This is a genomic window from Bradyrhizobium sp. 149, assembly GCF_023073915.1.
In the GTDB taxonomy this organism is placed as follows: domain Bacteria; phylum Pseudomonadota; class Alphaproteobacteria; order Rhizobiales; family Xanthobacteraceae; genus Bradyrhizobium.
This window is the reverse complement of sequence record NZ_JADPKK010000009.1, coordinates 230,416-246,403: the sequence shown is the minus strand read 5'-3', so window position 1 is coordinate 246,403 and position 15,988 is coordinate 230,416. Positions and strand designations below refer to the sequence as shown.

The following is a 15,988-nucleotide window of genomic DNA, read 5'->3' as shown; positions in this document are numbered from 1 at the left end:
GTCCGCAAGAGCTTGACCGTAGCAACGACGGCCAGGACCACACGGTTTTGCCGTACGCACGGCCCGCCATTTCACCACCGGTTTCGACGACTTTGTGCACGTTGCCGTCGACCTGATGATGAGACGAACCTGACAGCGCCGTCCGTCCGCGCGAAGCGTTGGGGCTCACGGAGAGCAATCCGCCCTGCCCTTAGCCTCGCGCCCGACGCTGCCGCGTCCACCGCAAGCCCGGCTCGCATATCGTGACGACGTACGATCGCCCCTCTTGGGTGAGCCGGGATGGGTGACACATACGCCAATTCCGAACTTCGGTAAAGACGAATATTTTAAGCCGCACAGATTGACCCACGATTGGGCGTTTCGCCGTCGGACAACGCGACATCTTGTAGCTCGAGTGAGCGTAGCAATACCCGGGACAGCATCCGCACCGTCCCGGATATCGCTTTGCTCTCCGGCCTACGGAGTTCCGGACCGCCTGGACCTTGACAGCAGCCTTGGTTCGACGGCTGTTTCACGGGCCGGACATCGAACTCCACACGAGGACTATAATGCGGACGACATCGGTCGGCGTCATCAGGATCGCCACCAAGGGGCCCGGCGACGTCTCCGGCCTTCTGAGCATGATCGGCTCCGGCGCGATCGATCCGGCGTCCATCCTGGCCATCCTCGGCAAGACCGAAGGCAATGGCGGCGTCAACGATTTTACCCGGGAATATGCCGTCGCCGCGCTGTGCACGGCGCTTGCGCCGCAGCTCGGCCTGTCGCCGCAGGAGGTCGAGCAACGCATCGCTTTCGTGATGTCTGGCGGCACCGAGGGCGTGCTCAGCCCGCACATCACGGTGTTCACGCGCCGCGACGTTCTGCAGCGCCCGGCAGGCATGTCCGGCAAGCGCCTGAGCATCGGCATGGCGCACACCCGGGATTTCCTCCCTGAGGAGCTCGGCCGCTCCGCTCAGATCACGGAAACAGCCAACGCCGTGAGGGCCGCGATGGAGGATGCCGGCATCGCCGATCCCGCCGACATCCATTTCGTGCAGATCAAGTGCCCGCTGCTCACCAGTGATCGCGTCGAGGCGGCGAACGCGCGCGGCAACACGACGGTGACGACGAGCGCTTACAGCTCGATGGCCTATTCGCGGGGCGCTTCCGCGCTCGGGGTTGCGGTCGCGCTCGGCGAGATTGCGCCTGACCTACGCAACGAGGACGTGCTGCGACGCTACGATCTGTTCTCGAAGGTCGCCTCGACCTCGTCCGGGATCGAGCTGATGCACAACGTCATCATCGTGCTCGGCAATGCGATCTCCTCGACGAGCGAATTCGAGATCGGGCATGCCGTGATGAGCGATGCGATCGACGCCGCCGCGGTGCTTGCGGCGCTGGAGAGTGTTGGGCTCGGCGCCGCGCCGCAGGCCACCACGGGCCGCGAGCTCGTCAACATCTTCGCCAAGGCCGAGGCCTCGCCCGATGGCAGCGTGCGCGGCTTTCGCCACACCATGCTGGAGGACACCGACATCAGCTCAACGCGCCACGCCCGGGCTGCCGTCGGCGGCTTGATCGCTGGCCTTGCCGGCTCCGGAGCGGTCTATGTCTCCGGCGGGGCCGAGCATCAGGGCCCCGCCGGCGGCGGGCCGATCGCGGTGATCGCGAAGGTCTCGAATTGATGCGTGCGCATGCAATGCGGAATTACCTCTCCATCCGGCGCAACCCTGCCCTTCGCGCCGCCTCGGTTGATTAAAGTGTTCCTGTGCGAAACTAAGTGGCGCCGCACAAAGAGGTTGGGATCGCATGACTTTGCCGATGAGCTGGAACGAATGGGCGCAGCACGACGGCGTCGGACTGGCGGCGCGTGTCCGCAAGGGCGAGCTGACGGCGAAGGAATTGGCGCGCCAGGCCGCTGCGGGCGTGGCCAAGGTCAATCCGGCACTGTCCGGCGTGGTCGAGCTGTTCGACGACGCGATCGCCGATCCCGCCAAGGACGGCGCCAATCTCGCCGGCCCGTTCGCCGGCCTGCCCTTCCTGATGAAGGACCTCGGCCCGACCATGAAGGGCCGGCTCCAGGAGATGGGCTCGCTGTTGATGCGCGGCAATCGCGCCAGCGCCGACACGTTCCTGACCGGCAAATTCCGCCAAGCCGGACTGAACCTGATCGGGCGCACCACGACGCCGGAATTCGGCGTGTGCAGCTCGGCCGACAATCCGGCCGTCTATGTCACGCGCAATCCCTGGGATACCGACTACACCACCTGCGGCTCGTCCGCGGGAAGCGCCGCGATGGTCGCGGCCGGCGTGGTGCCGATCGCGCATGCGACCGACGGCGGCGGCTCGATCCGCATTCCCGCCGGGGTCAACGGCAATATCGGGCTGAAGGTCTCGCGCGGCGTGTTCTCGCTCGCCCCGCACATGTCCGATCTCACCGGCCTCGTCTCGATCCAGGGCTGCCAGTCGCGTTCGGTGCGCGACACCGCCGCCTTTGTCGATCATGCAAGGGGAGCGGCGCCCGGCGAGTTCATGCCGTTCTGGACCACGGCGCAGCCTTATTCCGAGATGATCAAGCGCGATCCGTCAAGACTTCGCATCGCGCTGTCGCACAGCTGGGGCGACTACACCGCGACGCCTGAGATCGCGGCCGAGCTGGAAAAGGCCGGCCGTTTCCTAGAAGGCCTCGGCCATCACGTCGAGTACGCCCTGCCCGAACTCGACTTCCGCGCCGCGTTCGCGGCGCAGACCACCTGCTACATCTCGAATTTTGCCGTGGTGATCTCCAACATGCTGGCCGCGCGCGGACTGGAGCGGCCGCCGGAAGATCTCATCGAGCCCATGAACATCCGGATCTGGGAAGCCGGCCGGCACACGAGCTTCGCCGAGCGGGCGAAGATGCAAGGCGTGTTCAACACGACCTCACGCGCCTTCGGCGCCTTCTTCGAGCAGTGGGACGTGATCCTGACGCCGATCACCGCGCTCCCGACGCCGAAGGTCGGCACCAGGGAATATCTCACCATCTCCGACAACCCTGACGTGCTCGACTGGTTCGGCAATCTCTGGCGCTTCTTCGCCTTCACGCCGCTCGCCAATCTCTGCGGCATGCCGGCGATCTCGATGCCGATGGCCACGCAGAACCACGGCCTGCCGCTCGGCATCCAGGCGATTGCGAAGCAGGCCAATGACGGCCTGTTGCTGCAGCTCGCCGCCCAGATCGAGCGCGCGTTCGACGGCAAGTGGAACGGCGGCAGGAAGCCGAAGGTGCATGTGGGTTGAGCGAGTTGATCGCATTAACTTGCGATCCGCTAACTGTCTCAGTTCTTCACCGTGGGAATTTCCTCCGACCGGGGCTGCTGCTGGCCCTGCTGATACATTGCCAGCGCCTTTTCGAGCGCTTCGCGCAGAGCCAGTGCCGCGGCCACGCTGCAACGCAGATGTGCGGTCTGGACGACGTCGACCCTGACGGCGGCGCCGACCGGCATCAGCAAGTTCGCGGCGAGTTCGATCTGGATCGCGCCGTTGTGGTGGCCGAAGCAGGATGCACCGTCGAAATAAATGATCGGCGCCCGCTCCGAGCTCGAGCTCGAAATGATGACGGGACCCTGGCTGGTGGCGGGCGTTTCGGGGTCGGCCATGGGCACTCCTTGCGGCTAGTCGATAGACGAAGCGCCCACCATCGTTGCTTCGGCCCGCTCTGTCGAGGCCAAACCCGGCACACCTGCCGTGGGACGCGTATTCAGGGTTTTGCGCCGCGCCCGACACTGGTCTAGAACGTCGTCATGTCCAGCTCACCGACCACGCTTCCGTTCGAGGAACTCGCCGAGGCGATCAAGGGCCGCCGCTCCGATTACGGCCATATCAGCGGGCTCCAGCTCGACCGCTTCGCACCTGGCGAGGCCTGGTCCAGCCTGACCTACCGGCCCGTCTTCGTCGGCGACACCGAGACCGGCGTGCTGCATGGCGGCGTTGTCACCGCGATGCTGGACGAGAGCTGTGGCATGGCCGTGCAACTCGCGCTTGATGGCACAAGCGCGATCGCCACGCTCGATCTGCGTATCGACTATCAGAAGCCGGCAACGCCGGGCCTCGACATCAAGGCGCATTCGGTCTGCTACCGCACCACGCGTTCGATCGCCTTCGTGCGCTCCACCGCCTATCAGGAATCCGAGGACGATCCGGTCGCGACCGCGACCGCCTGCTTCATGATCGGCGCCAACCGCACCAACATGCTCGCGGACCGCAGGATGGATTCACCCGGCATCTCGTCGCTGGAGGCGCCGGACGATCCGGATGGCCCGTTCGCCAACAGCCCGTTCGCGCGCTGGCTCGGCATTCGCGTCAACGACGACGACACACTGATGATGCCGTTCTCGCCAAAGATCATCGGCAATCCGATTCTGCCCGCGATTCATGGCGGCATGACGGGCGCCTTCCTCGAGACCACCGCGATCTTCGGAGTGGCGCGCGAACTCGGCGCCGCCGCACTGCCCAAGCCGATCGGACTAACCGTCAACTATCTGCGCTCGGGCCGCGCGCTCGACACCTTCGCCAACGTCTCGATCGTGAAGCAGGGCCGGCGCATCGTCGCCTTCGAGGCGCGGGCCTGGCAGGACGATGCGAACAAGCCGATCGCCACCGCCTTCGGCCATTTCATGCTGCGGCCGACGCCCGGAAACGACGAGGAATAGGCGCATTTTCCCTTGACGGCCAAGGTCTGGGCCACAACGATAGCATGTTCCCGCGAGAGGTATTGGGTTGCGGCATCCGCTCGACATCGTCGCCATGTTCGCCGCGCTCTGGCTGCTGGCGTCGCTGGTGCTCGACGCGCTGACGCCGAAGGAGCTGACGGCGGTGATGATCGGCATCGCCATTGGACCCGCCATCGTCATCACCGCCGTGTTCTACTATCTGCGCTGCCCGCGCATCGATTTCGCGGTGATGTTCGCTGCGTTGTGGCTGATCTCCGACATCGCCATCGCCTTCATCTCGCCGAAGCAGCTGCCCCATTTCCTGATCATACTCGGCTTCGTGCCGGCGCTGCTGATCGGCGGCGTACTGCACTGGCAGCGCTTCCAGCGCCGCCACGAGCGGCTGCCCGTGCCGTCTGCCAAGCGGGGTTAGCGCGGCAACAGATTTGTCTTGGCGAGATCGAGCACCTCGTCGCCGCGGCCGTTCATCACCGCGCGCAAGACCCAGAGGCTGAAGCCCTTGATCTGCTCGGGCGTGATGGTCGGCGGCATCGACAGCTCCTGCTTCGCAGTGACGACGTCGAGCAGCGCCGGTCCGTCGTGGGCCAGCATTTCCTTCATGGCGCCCGGAAGCTCGCCGGGATCCTCGACGCGTCTCGCGAAGATGCCCATCGCGCGCGCCATCGCGGCGAAATCAGGGTTCTCAAGATCGACATTGGTGTCGACGTAACCCGCCGCCTTCATCTCCAGCGCGACGAAGCCGAGCACGCCGTTGTTGAAGACGACCACCTTCACGGGCAGCTTCATCTGCGTCAGCGTGATCAGATCGCCCATCAGCATGGTGAAGCCGCCGTCGCCCGAGAGCGAGATCACCTGACGGCCGGGCTGCGCGGCCTGCGCGCCGATCGCCTGCGGCATGGCATTGGCCATCGAGCCGTGCACGAAGGAGCCGATCAGCCGGCGGCGGCCGTTCATGTCGAGATAGCGCGCGGCCCACACCGTCGGCGTGCCGACATCGGCGGTGAAGACGGCATCGTCAGACGCATGGTCGCTGATGACTTTCGCCAGATATTGCGGATGGATCGGCTTGGCTCCCGGCGTGCCCCTGGCGAGCGAGTCCAGACCTTCGCGCGCCTTGTTGTAGTGCGCGATGGCATCGTCGAGATGCTTGCGCTGCGACTTGGCCTTGAGCAGCGGCAGCAGCGCCTCGATGGTGAGCTTGACGTCGCCGACGAGGCCGAGATCGATCTTGCAGCGCCGGCCGAGATTTTCGGGGCGAATGTCGATCTGCGCGACCTGGCAATCAGTCGGGAAGAACTGCTTGTAGGGAAAATCGGTGCCGAGCATCACCAGCGCGTCGCAGGCGTGCATGGCGGCATAGCCCGAGGAGAAGCCGATGAAGCCGGTCATGCCGACGTCGTAGGGATTTTCGTATTCGACATGCTCCTTGCCGCCCAGCGCATGCACGATCGGGCTCTTCAAGGCCTCCGCCAGCTGCATCAACGGCGCATGCGCGCCGGCGCAGCCGCGACCGCAGAACAAGGTGATGCGCTCGGCGCCGTTCAGCAGGTCCGCGAGCGCCTTCAGTTCATCGGCCTGCGGCACGATTGTCGGCGCCGACAGCGTAAGGCCCCGCGCCGTCGACAGCGCGCGCTTGGGTGGGCTGCGGAAAGCGACGTCGCCGGGCATGGCGACGACGGCAACGCCGCGCATGCCGACCGCCGCGCGAATGGCGTTTTCCAGCACGTAAGGAAGCTGACTCGGATCGGAGACCAGCTCGCAATAATGACTGCACTCGCGGAACAGGTTCTGCGGATGCGTCTCCTGGAAATAGCCGCTGCCGATCTCGGCGGTCGGGATTTGCGCGGCGATCGCCAGCACGGGAACGCGGCTGCGATGTGCGTCGAACAGGCCGTTGATCAGATGCAGATTGCCGGGACCGCACGACCCCGCGCATACCGCAAGGCTGCCCGTCATCTCCGCTTCCCCGGCAGCGGCAAAGGCCGCGACCTCCTCGTGCCGGACGTGGATCCATTCGATCGTGCCGCGCCGCCGCAGCGCTTCGGTCAGCGCATTCAGGCTGTCGCCGACGATGCCGTAGATGCGCTTGACGCCGGCCTGTTCGAGCGTCGCCACGAACAGATCGGCTACATTGTTGATCGCCATGTCGGTCTCCTGATCTCGCTTGTGCAGCAAGATAGGATAACGCGCGACCGTGACGACATCACGGCTTGTTTATTGCGGGCTCAGTCTTTCGCAATCGCCCGATCGTAGGCCGCGATCGTCAACTTTGCGCGAGCGGCAACGTCCGCCGCCGTCATGCCGGGCTTGTAGAGGCTGGAGCCGAGCCCGAACGCCGTCACGCCGCCCTTGATGTACTCCGCGAAATTCTGGTCGGAGACGCCGCCGACGGCGGCGATCATCACGCCGGCCGGCAGCACGGCGCGGATCGCGGCAATGCCGGACGCGCCGAGCACGCTGGCCGGAAAGAACTTCAGGCTCGATGCCCCCGACCGCGCTGCGAGCAGCGCTTCGGTCGGCGAGAACACGCCGGGCATCGTGACCATGCCGTACTGATGCGCGCGTGCCAGCACCTGGGTGTCAACATTCGGCGAGACCATCAGCTTGCCCCCGACATCGTTGAGCCGATCGGCGTCTGCCGCCGTCAGCACCGTGCCGGCACCGATCAGCACGCCGGCGGGCGCCTGCTTCACCGCCGTCGCGATCGAACGGAACGGGTCCGGCGAGTTCAGCGGAATCTCGATTGCGGTCATGCCCGCTTCGATCAGCACGCCGACGATGGCCTCGGTCTCCTCGGGCTTCACGCCGCGCAGGATCGCGACCAGTGGTCGCTTCATCGCCGGAAAGGGAACGCTCATCTCAACAGTCCTTCTATTTCGTCCAGATCGCGGCAGCCGCCATCGACAGACCGCGGCGGACGGCTTGATCGGCATCGACCGGGCTCACGGTGACCGACAGCGCGTCGAAAGCCAGCCTGTACAGCATCGCGAGCCGCCCCGAGGCAATCAGCGTGATGCCGGCTTTCGGCATCGCGCCGGAGAGCCCTGCCGCCAGCTCGACGCCGATCAACGTGCCTGACAGCGTTTCGCGCGCGGCGGCCGGTGTACCCCCGAACAGCAGCTGACGCGACCGCGCGCCGAACAGAAGATTGGCCGCGAAGGCCGGAGCTTGGTACGCCGCCTTCACCGCAGCCTGGAAGCTCGCGACATCTTCGGCCGCATCGGCGCCTGCGACAGCAAGCGACAAAATCGTCTCACGCGTCACCGCGCTGAACAGCTCGCCGGTCATGAAGGTGGAGAAATGCGCGATCGTGCCGTCCTTCAGCCGCACCCATTTCGAATGCGTGCCGGGCATGCAGACCAGCGCTTCCCCAGCGGCATCGAGACCGAGCGCGCCGAGCAGTTGCGTCTCCTCACCGCGCATCACGTCTGGCGCTTTTGTGTTGCGCTGCGCGATACCTGGCAGGATGCGAATGTCGCGCGCTTCGCCGGACACGCGCGCGGCTTGCTTCAGGATCGCCGACAACGGCGCCGGCGTGTCGACATAGCCGGCCTCGACCCAGCCTTGGCGCGCGCCGGCCATGCCGCAGACGAGGACCGGCAGATGATCGGGAGCCTCGACTGCCGCAATATGCGATTGCAGCACGGCGGGAAAGCCGGCCTTCGCCGCCGCCAGCATGCCCTCGTCGCTGCGACGTTCCGCCAACACCTTGCCGGCGCGGTCGATCAGCCAGAGCCTGAAGCTGCTGGTGCCCCAGTCCACCGCGACATAGGCGGGTTCGGTCATCTCGACGTATATCCTCGTCTCACCGGGAAGACGCCGTCTCGCGACAATGAGACGAGGCCCCGCAAATCCGCCCCGGGATATCGGCAATTTCCGCTGCAAACCAGCCTTTTTTCGCAGGTCTGTGGTGCCGCTCGCGCTGGCACACCGCTTGCGAAGCGGTGGCACACCGCTTGCTAAAGCGTCTCCGCTCACGTCCGTGAACCGCGCAGCAAGACGCGTCAACATCAGATGAGGAAACCCATGGAGATCGGCTATTTCACGATGCCTTCGCACCCGCCGGAGTGCGGCCTGAAGGAAGGGAACGACTGGGACCTGCAGGTCATGCGCTGGCTCGACGAGCTCGGCTATCAGGAAGCCTGGGTCGGCGAGCACCACACCGCGCCCTGGGAACCCAACCCCACGCCGGATCTGCTGATCGCACAGGCGCTGATGCAGACCAAGAATATTCGCATCGGACCGGGCGGCTTCCTGCTGCCCTATCACCACCCGGCGGAGCTCGCCAACCGCGTCGCGATGCTCGATCATCTCTCCGACGGCCGGCTCAATTTCGGCGTCGCGGCTAGCGGCCTGCCGAGCGACTGGGCGATGTTCAACGTCGACGGCATGAGCGGACAGAACCGCGACATGACCCGCGAGGCGCTGGAGATCATTCTGAAGATGTGGAGCGATCCCGCGCCCTGGACCTACAAGGGGAAGTTCTGGACCGTGACTAAGCCGGACACGATGTTCGACTTCCTCAAGCCCCACATCAAGCCGTTGCAAACGCCGCATCCGCCGATCGGCGTCGCCGGCTTGTCGAAGAACTCGGACACGCTGAAGCTCGCTGGCGAGCGCGGCTTTATCCCGATGAGCCTCAATTTGAACCCGGCCTATGTCGGCAGCCATTGGGATTCGGTTGAGATCGGCGCCGCCAAGACCGGACGCAAGCCCAACCGCGCGGATTGGCGGCTGGTGCGCGAGGTGTTCGTCGCCGACACCGACGAGGAGGCGTGGAAGCTCTCGACCGGCGACATGATGGGCCGGATGATGGGCGAGTACTTCCTGCCGCTGCTCGGCCATTTCGGCTTCAAGGACTATTTGAAGCACGCGCCCGATGTGCCCGATAGCGACGTCACCGTCGAATATTGCGCCAAGCGGAACTGGATCGTCGGCTCGCCCGCGACCGTTGCCGAAAAAATCGAGAAGATCTACGAGGAGGTCGGCGGCTTCGGCGTGCTGCTGGTGTTCGGCTTCGACTACAAGCACAAGGCTGAAGCCTGGCATCACTCGCTGTCGCTGCTCAGGAACGAGGTGATGCCGCGCCTGAAGCATCTCGGCTCCGCGAAGAAGGCGGCTTGACCCGATGCGGGTGCGGCGCGATCGTGCCGCACCCGCATCCATTTCGGAGATTTCGCGTGAGCGTGGACGCAAAGGATTTCAAGCAGGCGATGCGGCAGTGCGCCGGCGCCGTCGCGCTGGTGACGGTCGGCGCCGAGCACGGCAAGCGCACGGGGCTGACGGTGACCCCGGCCTGCTCACTATCGGACTCACCTCCGTCGCTAATCGTCTGCGTCAACCGCAACGCCAGTGCCCATGCGCGTATCCGCGAGGAAGGCGCGTTCGCGGTCAACTTCCTGCACGAGGATCATGCTCTGCTCGCGCTCACCTTCAGCGGCCAGAAGGGCGTCAATGGCGACGACCGTTTTGCGTTCGGTCAATGGACGGGTGGGGTGACCGGCGCGCCCGTTCTGACGGACGCGGTCGCCGCGTTCGACTGCGTGCTGGCGCAGGAATTCGAGACGACGACGCATTCGATCTTCATCGGCGAGGTACGCGGCGCATCGCATTCCGACGGAGCCGCGCCGCTCGTGTATCTGCGCAGCAGTTTCCACGTCCCCCACGAAATCCGCGGCACCGTCACAGTCGGCGACCTCGACTCGCGCCATCTGAGCTGGAGCGATTTTTCGTAGGAAGCGGCCGCGACTTCGCTGCCCTCTTCCCTTCTCCCCTTGTGGGAGAAGGTGGCGCGAAGCGCCGGATGAGGGGTTCTCTCCGCGAATTCAGAAGACGAGAGTCACGTGCGGAAGCAGACCCCTCACCCGTCTCGCCGCTACGCGGCGAGCCACCCTCTCCCACAAGGGGAGAGGGAAACATCCTACTGCGCCGTCTCGATCTTCAACTGCTTGATCTTCCGATACAGCGTGGCGCGGCTGAGTTTTAATGCGCGCGCCGCTTCAGTCACACGACCACCATGCTTGCGTAGCGCCTCCACGATCGTGGCGCGTTCGGCCGCTCCCAGATCCGGCTCCGTTGCCCTTCCACCGAACGGCGGCAGATCGAGGTCGGCGTCGGTAATGACGCCGTCCTCCGCCGTGCAGCCGGCGAGCCGCAGCACATGCCGGAGCTGGCGCATGTTCCCGGGGAACGGATAAGCCGACAGCAGCGACCAGGCGTCCTCCGAAAGGCGGCAGTTCGGCGCTTCCTCGCTCGCGATCTGGCGGATGACGTCGTCGCGGTCGGCGCGCTCGCGCAGGGCCGGCAATCGTACCTCCATGCCGCGCAGGCGAAAATAGAGATCGGTGCGGAAGGCGCCCTCCTCCGCCATGCGGCCGAGGTCGCGATGTGTGGCGCTGATCAGGCGAATGTCGACCGGCGCGGGCTTCAGCGCGCCGAGCGGCCAGACTTCGCGGTTCTCCAGCACGCGCAACAACCGCGTCTGCAGCGCGATCGGCATGTCGCCGATCTCGTCGAGGAACAGCGTGCCGCCGTCGGCCTGCACGATCAGGCCCTTGGAGCCGTCGCGGCGCGCGCCGGTGAAGGCGCCGGCCTCGTAGCCGAACAGCTCGGCATCGATCAGGCTTTCCGGCATCGCCGCGCAGTTCAGCGCGACGTAGTTGTGGCGCGCGCGATTACCGGCTGCGTGAATGGCACGGGCGAACACATCCTTGCCGACGCCCGTCTCGCCATGCAGCAGCACCGGCAGATTGTGATCGCCGATGCTCCTAAGTCGCTTCACGCTCTTGATCAGGCCGGGGTCGCGGCCGGCGAGCCGCTGCAGCGCATCGAAGCGATCGACAGGTGCATCGAGGCGCAGCCCGAGCGGACGGGTCGACAACCTCGCCCGCAGCGGCGGCGCGACAAGGCCATGCCCCAGCGGACTGCCATCGGCCCGGCGCAGCTCGACAAAGCCGTCTGCGTCGCGCGCGGCGGGATGATCGAAGTTGATGTAGCGCGACAGATCGATGCCGGATGCGATCAAGCCGTCGGTCAGACCCAGCAGAGCGCGCGCCGAACGGCAGGCGCCGACGATGCGGCGATCGTCGTCATAGGCGAGCAGGCCGCTGCCGCCGTCGCCTGGCACGGCCGCGATCCAGGCGTCGCGGAAATGACCGCGGAAGATCGCACCCTCCATGCGCCGCGTCGCCTCCATCGTCACCGCGAGCGCAAGCTGATGCGCGGTGCGTTCAAGGTCCTCGCGGCAGGAGGTGATGTTCACGGCGCCTGCGAGCCGGCCGGCCTGGTCGAACAGCGGCGTCACGGCGCAGGAAAACATGTGCCACTGCGCGCGAAAATGCTCGTCGCGATGCACCAGGATCGGCTTCTGCTCGGCAAGCGCCGTGCCGAGCCCGTTGGTGCCTTCGAAGGCCTCGGAGAAATTCGACCCGGTGTAGATCTTCCAGTCCATGAACAGTCTTGCGTCCGCTTCGCCGGGCAGACGGCTGAACAGCATGGTCGCGTTGACGTCTGCCAGGTTGACGCAATAGCCGGCATCGCGCAGCACGCGGGCGAGATCGTCGAGCTCCGGTGTTGCGAGCCGGATCGTCTCCTCCATGGGTTCGGCAACGTGACGGATCTCGGCTTCGGTCAGCGTCTGCGGCGGGCCTTGGCGGGCGGGATCGAGCTTGTGGCTGACCAGGCAGCGCCGCCAGGAATTGGCAATACGCGAAGAGGCATCGACGTCGGCCACGCGGTTGGCGACGGACAAGACACGGGCGACATGGTTCGAGGCCGAAAGGCTGGCCATCGCGGACGTCTCCACCCTGTATTATTATGCAAAGTCTGGCACCGCAGGCGGGGATGTCAATCGGGAACCGGGTTCACCGTCATTGCTGCACCGCGCTCACCACGTATCGATGCACGGCCGCTTCTTCGCAGTCCGCGCGGGCGGCTTCGGTACCGAGCGCAGGCCTGCCATGATCCAGCGCCGCGTCTCAGAGGGGTCGATGACGTTGTCGATCTCGAACACCGAGGCGATCGAAACCGCCTTGCCGTTGGCGTAGAGTTCGGCGACCTTGTTGCGATAATAGGTCTCGCGCTCGACGGGGTCGGCGATCGCCTCCATTTCCTTGCGGAAGCCGAGGCGGACATAGCCCTCCAGGCCCATGCCGCCGAACTCGCCGGTCGGCCAGGCCGCCGTGAAGAACGAGGCGTGGAAGCCGCCGCCGATCATCGACTGCGCCCCGAGACCGTAGCCCTTGCGCAGCACGATGCCGAACAGCGGCACCGTGAGGCTCGCACCTGTCACGAACATGCGCGAAACGTGGCGCACGATCGCGGTCTTCTCGGCCTCAGGGCCGACCATGAAGCCGGGCGTGTCGCACAGCGAGACGATCGGCAGATCGAAGGCGTCGCAGAGCTGGAGGAAGCGCGCCGCCTTGTCGCCGGCATCGGCGTCGATCGCACCTCCGAGATGGCGCGGATTGTTGGCGATCAGGCCGAACGGCTTGCCTTCGATGCGGATCAACGCGGTAATCATGCCGACACCGTAGTCGCGGCGCAGCTCCAGCACGGAATCGTTGTCTGCCAAGAGATCGATCACGCTGCGGATGTCGTAGACCCGCAGGCGGTTCTCGGGGATCGCGCGGCGCAGCAGGCGCTGGTCGGCGGCCTGCCACTCCGTCACCGCACCCTGGAAATAGGACAGATATTTTTGCGCAACGCGCGTCGCCTCCTCTTCGTCCTCGACGAGAATGTCGATGACACCGTTCGGCGACTGGAACGTAACAGGACCGACCTCGGCCGGGTGATAGACGCCGAGCCCGCCGCCTTCGATCATGGCGGGACCGCCCATGCCGATCGAGGCGTTCCTGGTGGCGATGATGACATCGCAGCATCCGAGCATCGCGGCATTGCCGGCGAAGCAATAGCCGGAGACGATACCGATGACCGGCACGAGACCCGAAAGTCTTGCGAATTGCACGAACGACGGACCATCGAGCCCGGTCATGCCGAGCCGGTCGGTATCGCCGGGTCGGCCGCCGCCGCCTTCGGCATAAAACACCAGCGGCACGCGCCAGTCTTCCGCGAGCGTCAGCATGCGGTCGATCTTCTTGTGGTTCATGTGGCCCTGCGTTCCCGCGAGCACGGTATAGTCGTAGGCCACGACGATGCAGCGCCCGCCCTCAGGACCGAACTTCTCCGCATTGACCGTCGCGACCCCCATGACGAGGCCGTCGGCCGGCGTGTTCTTGACGAGATCGTCGAGCTTGCGCCGGCGCCGCTGCGCCGCGATCGCAAGGCTGCCGTACTCCATGAACGAGCCGTCGTCGACGAGCTGCGCTACATTCTCGCGCGCGGTGCGCTGATTGGTGTTGCGGCGGCGCTGGACCGAAGCCGGGCGATTTTCGTCGAGCGTGTTGGCCTGGCGCGCGATCAGTTCGGCCAGATCGGCACGGATGTGGTCGAGATCGATATCGGCTTCCGTTGCCGACGCATCGGCCGCAACCTCGAGCGGCTCCAGATACATGATCGGCTCGCCATGCATCAGCGTGACACCGTCGCCGGCGGCGAGTTTCATGACACGACCGCCCTGCTCCGCCATGACGAGATGCTCCATCTTCATGGACTCGATCACGGCGAGCTGCTGACCGGGGCGCACGATCTCGCCTTCTCTGACCTGAATGGTGACGATGGTTCCTTGCAGGGGCGCTGCGACCATCACCGCGCCTTCCGGCACGATCTGTGCGGTATGCGCTTCGGTGCCGGAGCTTCGCTCCGTCGCCGCAAAATAGAGTGGTTTGGCCGCGCCATCCGCGGCCTCGACGAGCTTGCCGATGTTGCGATTGATGAAGTCTGTCGCGATGCGGTTGGCCCTGAAATCGGGATGCGCCAGTACGGCCTGGAGGAAGGCGACGTTGGTGATGACGCCGTCGATCCGAAACTCGCGCAAGGCGCGCGAGGCCTTGGCGACGACGTCGTGCCAGGCTTCACCGGGCGTATGCACGATGACCTTTGCCAGGAGCGAGTCGAAGGCGGCGCTCGTCTTGTAGCCGGCGTAACCGAAGCTATCGACCCGGACGCCGGGGCCTGACGGCGGCTCGAACACGGCAAGCACGCCGCCGGTCGGGTGCGTCGCCCCCAGCTCGTCCAGCGTCTCCATGTTGACGCGGAGCTGCAGGGCATAGCCGCGCGGCTTCGGGATCGAGCCTTGCGCCAGGCCGAGCGAGGCAAGCGAGGCGCCCGCGGCGACCGCGAGCTGGGCGCGGACAAGGTCGAGCCCGAGCACCTCTTCCGTCACGGTGTGCTCGACCTGAAGCCGCGGGTTGGCCTCGATGAAGGCAAAACTGTCTTCGGCGGCGCCGTCGACCAGGAATTCGAACGTGCCGAGATTGTCGTAAGACGCGGCCACGGCGAGTTGCTTCGCCGCCTCGATGATCCGGCCGCGCAAGCCGTCGCTGAGCGACGGGCTCGGCGCCACCTCGATCAGCTTCTGGTGCCGGCGCTGAATGGTGCATTCGCGCTCCCAGAGATGGGAGATCGCGCCGTGGCGGTCGCCGATGATCTGCACCTCGATATGGCGCGCCTGCCGGATCAACCGCTCGGCATAGACGCCGTCGAAGCCGAACGCAGCCTTGGCCTCGGATTGGCAGCGCGCGTACGCCTCCGCGAGATCGGATGCGCTCTCCACCACGCGCATGCCGCGCCCACCGCCGCCGGCCATCGCCTTGATCACGATCGCCGCGTTGCTGCCGAGCGAGGCGAAGAACGCCGCGATGTCCTCCAGCGTGGACGGCCCGCTGGTGCCGGCGATGATCGGCACGCCACAGCGCTTTGCCAATTGCCGCGCCGCAACCTTGTCGCCGAACAGTTCGAGCGCCGCGGCCTTCGGCCCGACGAAGGCGATGCCTGCATCGGCGCAGGCCTTCGCAAACTCAGCGCTCTCGCTGAGGAAGCCGTAGCCGGGATGCACGGCGTCGCAGCCGGACGTCATTGCCGCCTTCACCACGGCCTCGATGTCGAGATAGGCCCGCGCGCCGCGGCCGGGGATTTCCGCCGCCTCGTCGGCGACCCGCACATGCAGCGACAGCGCATCGTCGGCGGGGTGGATCGCGACCGTCGCAATGCCGGCGTCGGCTGCGGCGCGCGCGATGCGGATGGCGATCTCGCCGCGGTTGGCGATCAGGAGTTTTTTGAACGGCATGCAGCGTCTCCATGCCCGCGTGCCCAAACGCGGGTCGGCAGGTCCGATGGTTCTGCTTCGTCACTTTGGCCGAGGCCGTCAAGGGCAAGGACACCGGTCGCGACGACCGTTCCCG

The 15,988-nt window shown here is 65.9% G+C and carries 12 protein-coding genes; 6 read left to right on the top strand and 6 right to left on the bottom strand.

Annotated elements, in window-relative coordinates:
• The first annotated feature begins 548 nt into the window (after positions 1–548).
• Together IVA88_RS03730 and IVA88_RS03725 are read left to right on the top strand one after the other, a co-directional pair.
• The gene (locus IVA88_RS03730; protein WP_247495938.1) at positions 549–1,661 is read left to right on the top strand and encodes a ring-opening amidohydrolase; all 1,113 of its coding nucleotides are present in this window, start codon (positions 549–551) and stop codon (positions 1,659–1,661) included.
• 124 nt (positions 1,662–1,785) lie between these two features.
• Positions 1,786–3,255 carry an amidase gene (locus IVA88_RS03725; protein WP_247495937.1) on the top strand — a complete coding sequence of 490 codons (1,470 nt, stop codon included), beginning with the start codon at positions 1,786–1,788 and terminating at the stop codon, positions 3,253–3,255.
• 38 nt (positions 3,256–3,293) lie between these two features.
• Here the strand turns inward: IVA88_RS03725 and IVA88_RS03720 are convergent, their stop codons facing one another.
• Entirely contained in the window at positions 3,294–3,614 is a 321-nt protein-coding gene (locus IVA88_RS03720; protein WP_247495936.1) for a hypothetical protein, read from the bottom strand.
• Between the two features lie 144 nt (positions 3,615–3,758).
• On the opposite strand from IVA88_RS03720, the gene IVA88_RS03715 reads away from it, so the two are divergent.
• Together IVA88_RS03715 and IVA88_RS03710 are read left to right on the top strand one after the other, a co-directional pair.
• The gene (locus IVA88_RS03715; RefSeq protein ID WP_247495935.1) at positions 3,759–4,667 is read left to right on the top strand and encodes a PaaI family thioesterase; all 909 of its coding nucleotides are present in this window, start codon (positions 3,759–3,761) and stop codon (positions 4,665–4,667) included.
• A 67-nt stretch (positions 4,668–4,734) separates the two neighbouring features.
• Positions 4,735–5,100, top strand: coding sequence for a hypothetical protein (locus IVA88_RS03710; protein ID WP_247495934.1), 366 nt, complete (start codon positions 4,735–4,737; stop codon positions 5,098–5,100).
• Here IVA88_RS03710 and poxB read toward each other — a convergent pair.
• From poxB to IVA88_RS03695, 3 genes are all read right to left on the bottom strand, one after another.
• Positions 5,097–6,833 carry a ubiquinone-dependent pyruvate dehydrogenase gene (poxB, locus tag IVA88_RS03705; RefSeq protein ID WP_247495933.1) on the bottom strand — a complete coding sequence of 579 codons (1,737 nt, stop codon included), beginning with the start codon at positions 6,831–6,833 and terminating at the stop codon, positions 5,097–5,099. The two genes, IVA88_RS03710 and poxB, sit on opposite strands and share 4 nt — an antisense overlap.
• An 80-nt stretch (positions 6,834–6,913) precedes the next feature.
• Positions 6,914–7,546, bottom strand: a complete 633-nt coding sequence (locus IVA88_RS03700; protein ID WP_247495932.1) for a 2-dehydro-3-deoxy-6-phosphogalactonate aldolase — start codon at positions 7,544–7,546, stop codon at positions 6,914–6,916.
• A 13-nt stretch (positions 7,547–7,559) separates the two neighbouring features.
• Positions 7,560–8,474, bottom strand: coding sequence for a 2-dehydro-3-deoxygalactonokinase (locus tag IVA88_RS03695; RefSeq protein WP_247495931.1), 915 nt, complete (start codon positions 8,472–8,474; stop codon positions 7,560–7,562).
• A gap of 240 nt (positions 8,475–8,714) precedes the next feature.
• On the opposite strand from IVA88_RS03695, the gene IVA88_RS03690 reads away from it, so the two are divergent.
• Both IVA88_RS03690 and IVA88_RS03685 read left to right on the top strand, forming a co-directional pair.
• Entirely contained in the window at positions 8,715–9,812 is a 1,098-nt protein-coding gene (locus IVA88_RS03690; protein WP_247495947.1) for an LLM class flavin-dependent oxidoreductase, read from the top strand.
• 56 nt (positions 9,813–9,868) lie between these two features.
• Positions 9,869–10,423: a flavin reductase family protein gene (locus IVA88_RS03685; protein WP_247495930.1), complete on the top strand. Its 555-nt coding sequence runs from the start codon at positions 9,869–9,871 to the stop codon at positions 10,421–10,423.
• A 185-nt stretch (positions 10,424–10,608) separates the two neighbouring features.
• On the opposite strand, the gene IVA88_RS03680 is transcribed toward IVA88_RS03685, so the two are convergent.
• Together IVA88_RS03680 and IVA88_RS03675 are read right to left on the bottom strand one after the other, a co-directional pair.
• On the bottom strand, positions 10,609–12,477 hold the full coding sequence (locus tag IVA88_RS03680) for a sigma-54-dependent Fis family transcriptional regulator (protein WP_247495929.1): 1,869 nt from the start codon (positions 12,475–12,477) through the stop codon (positions 10,609–10,611).
• Between the two features lie 96 nt (positions 12,478–12,573).
• Complete coding sequence (locus IVA88_RS03675; protein WP_247495928.1) at positions 12,574–15,873, bottom strand: carboxyl transferase domain-containing protein; 3,300 nt, start codon at positions 15,871–15,873, stop codon at positions 12,574–12,576.
• Between the last annotated feature and the right edge of the window lie 115 nt (positions 15,874–15,988).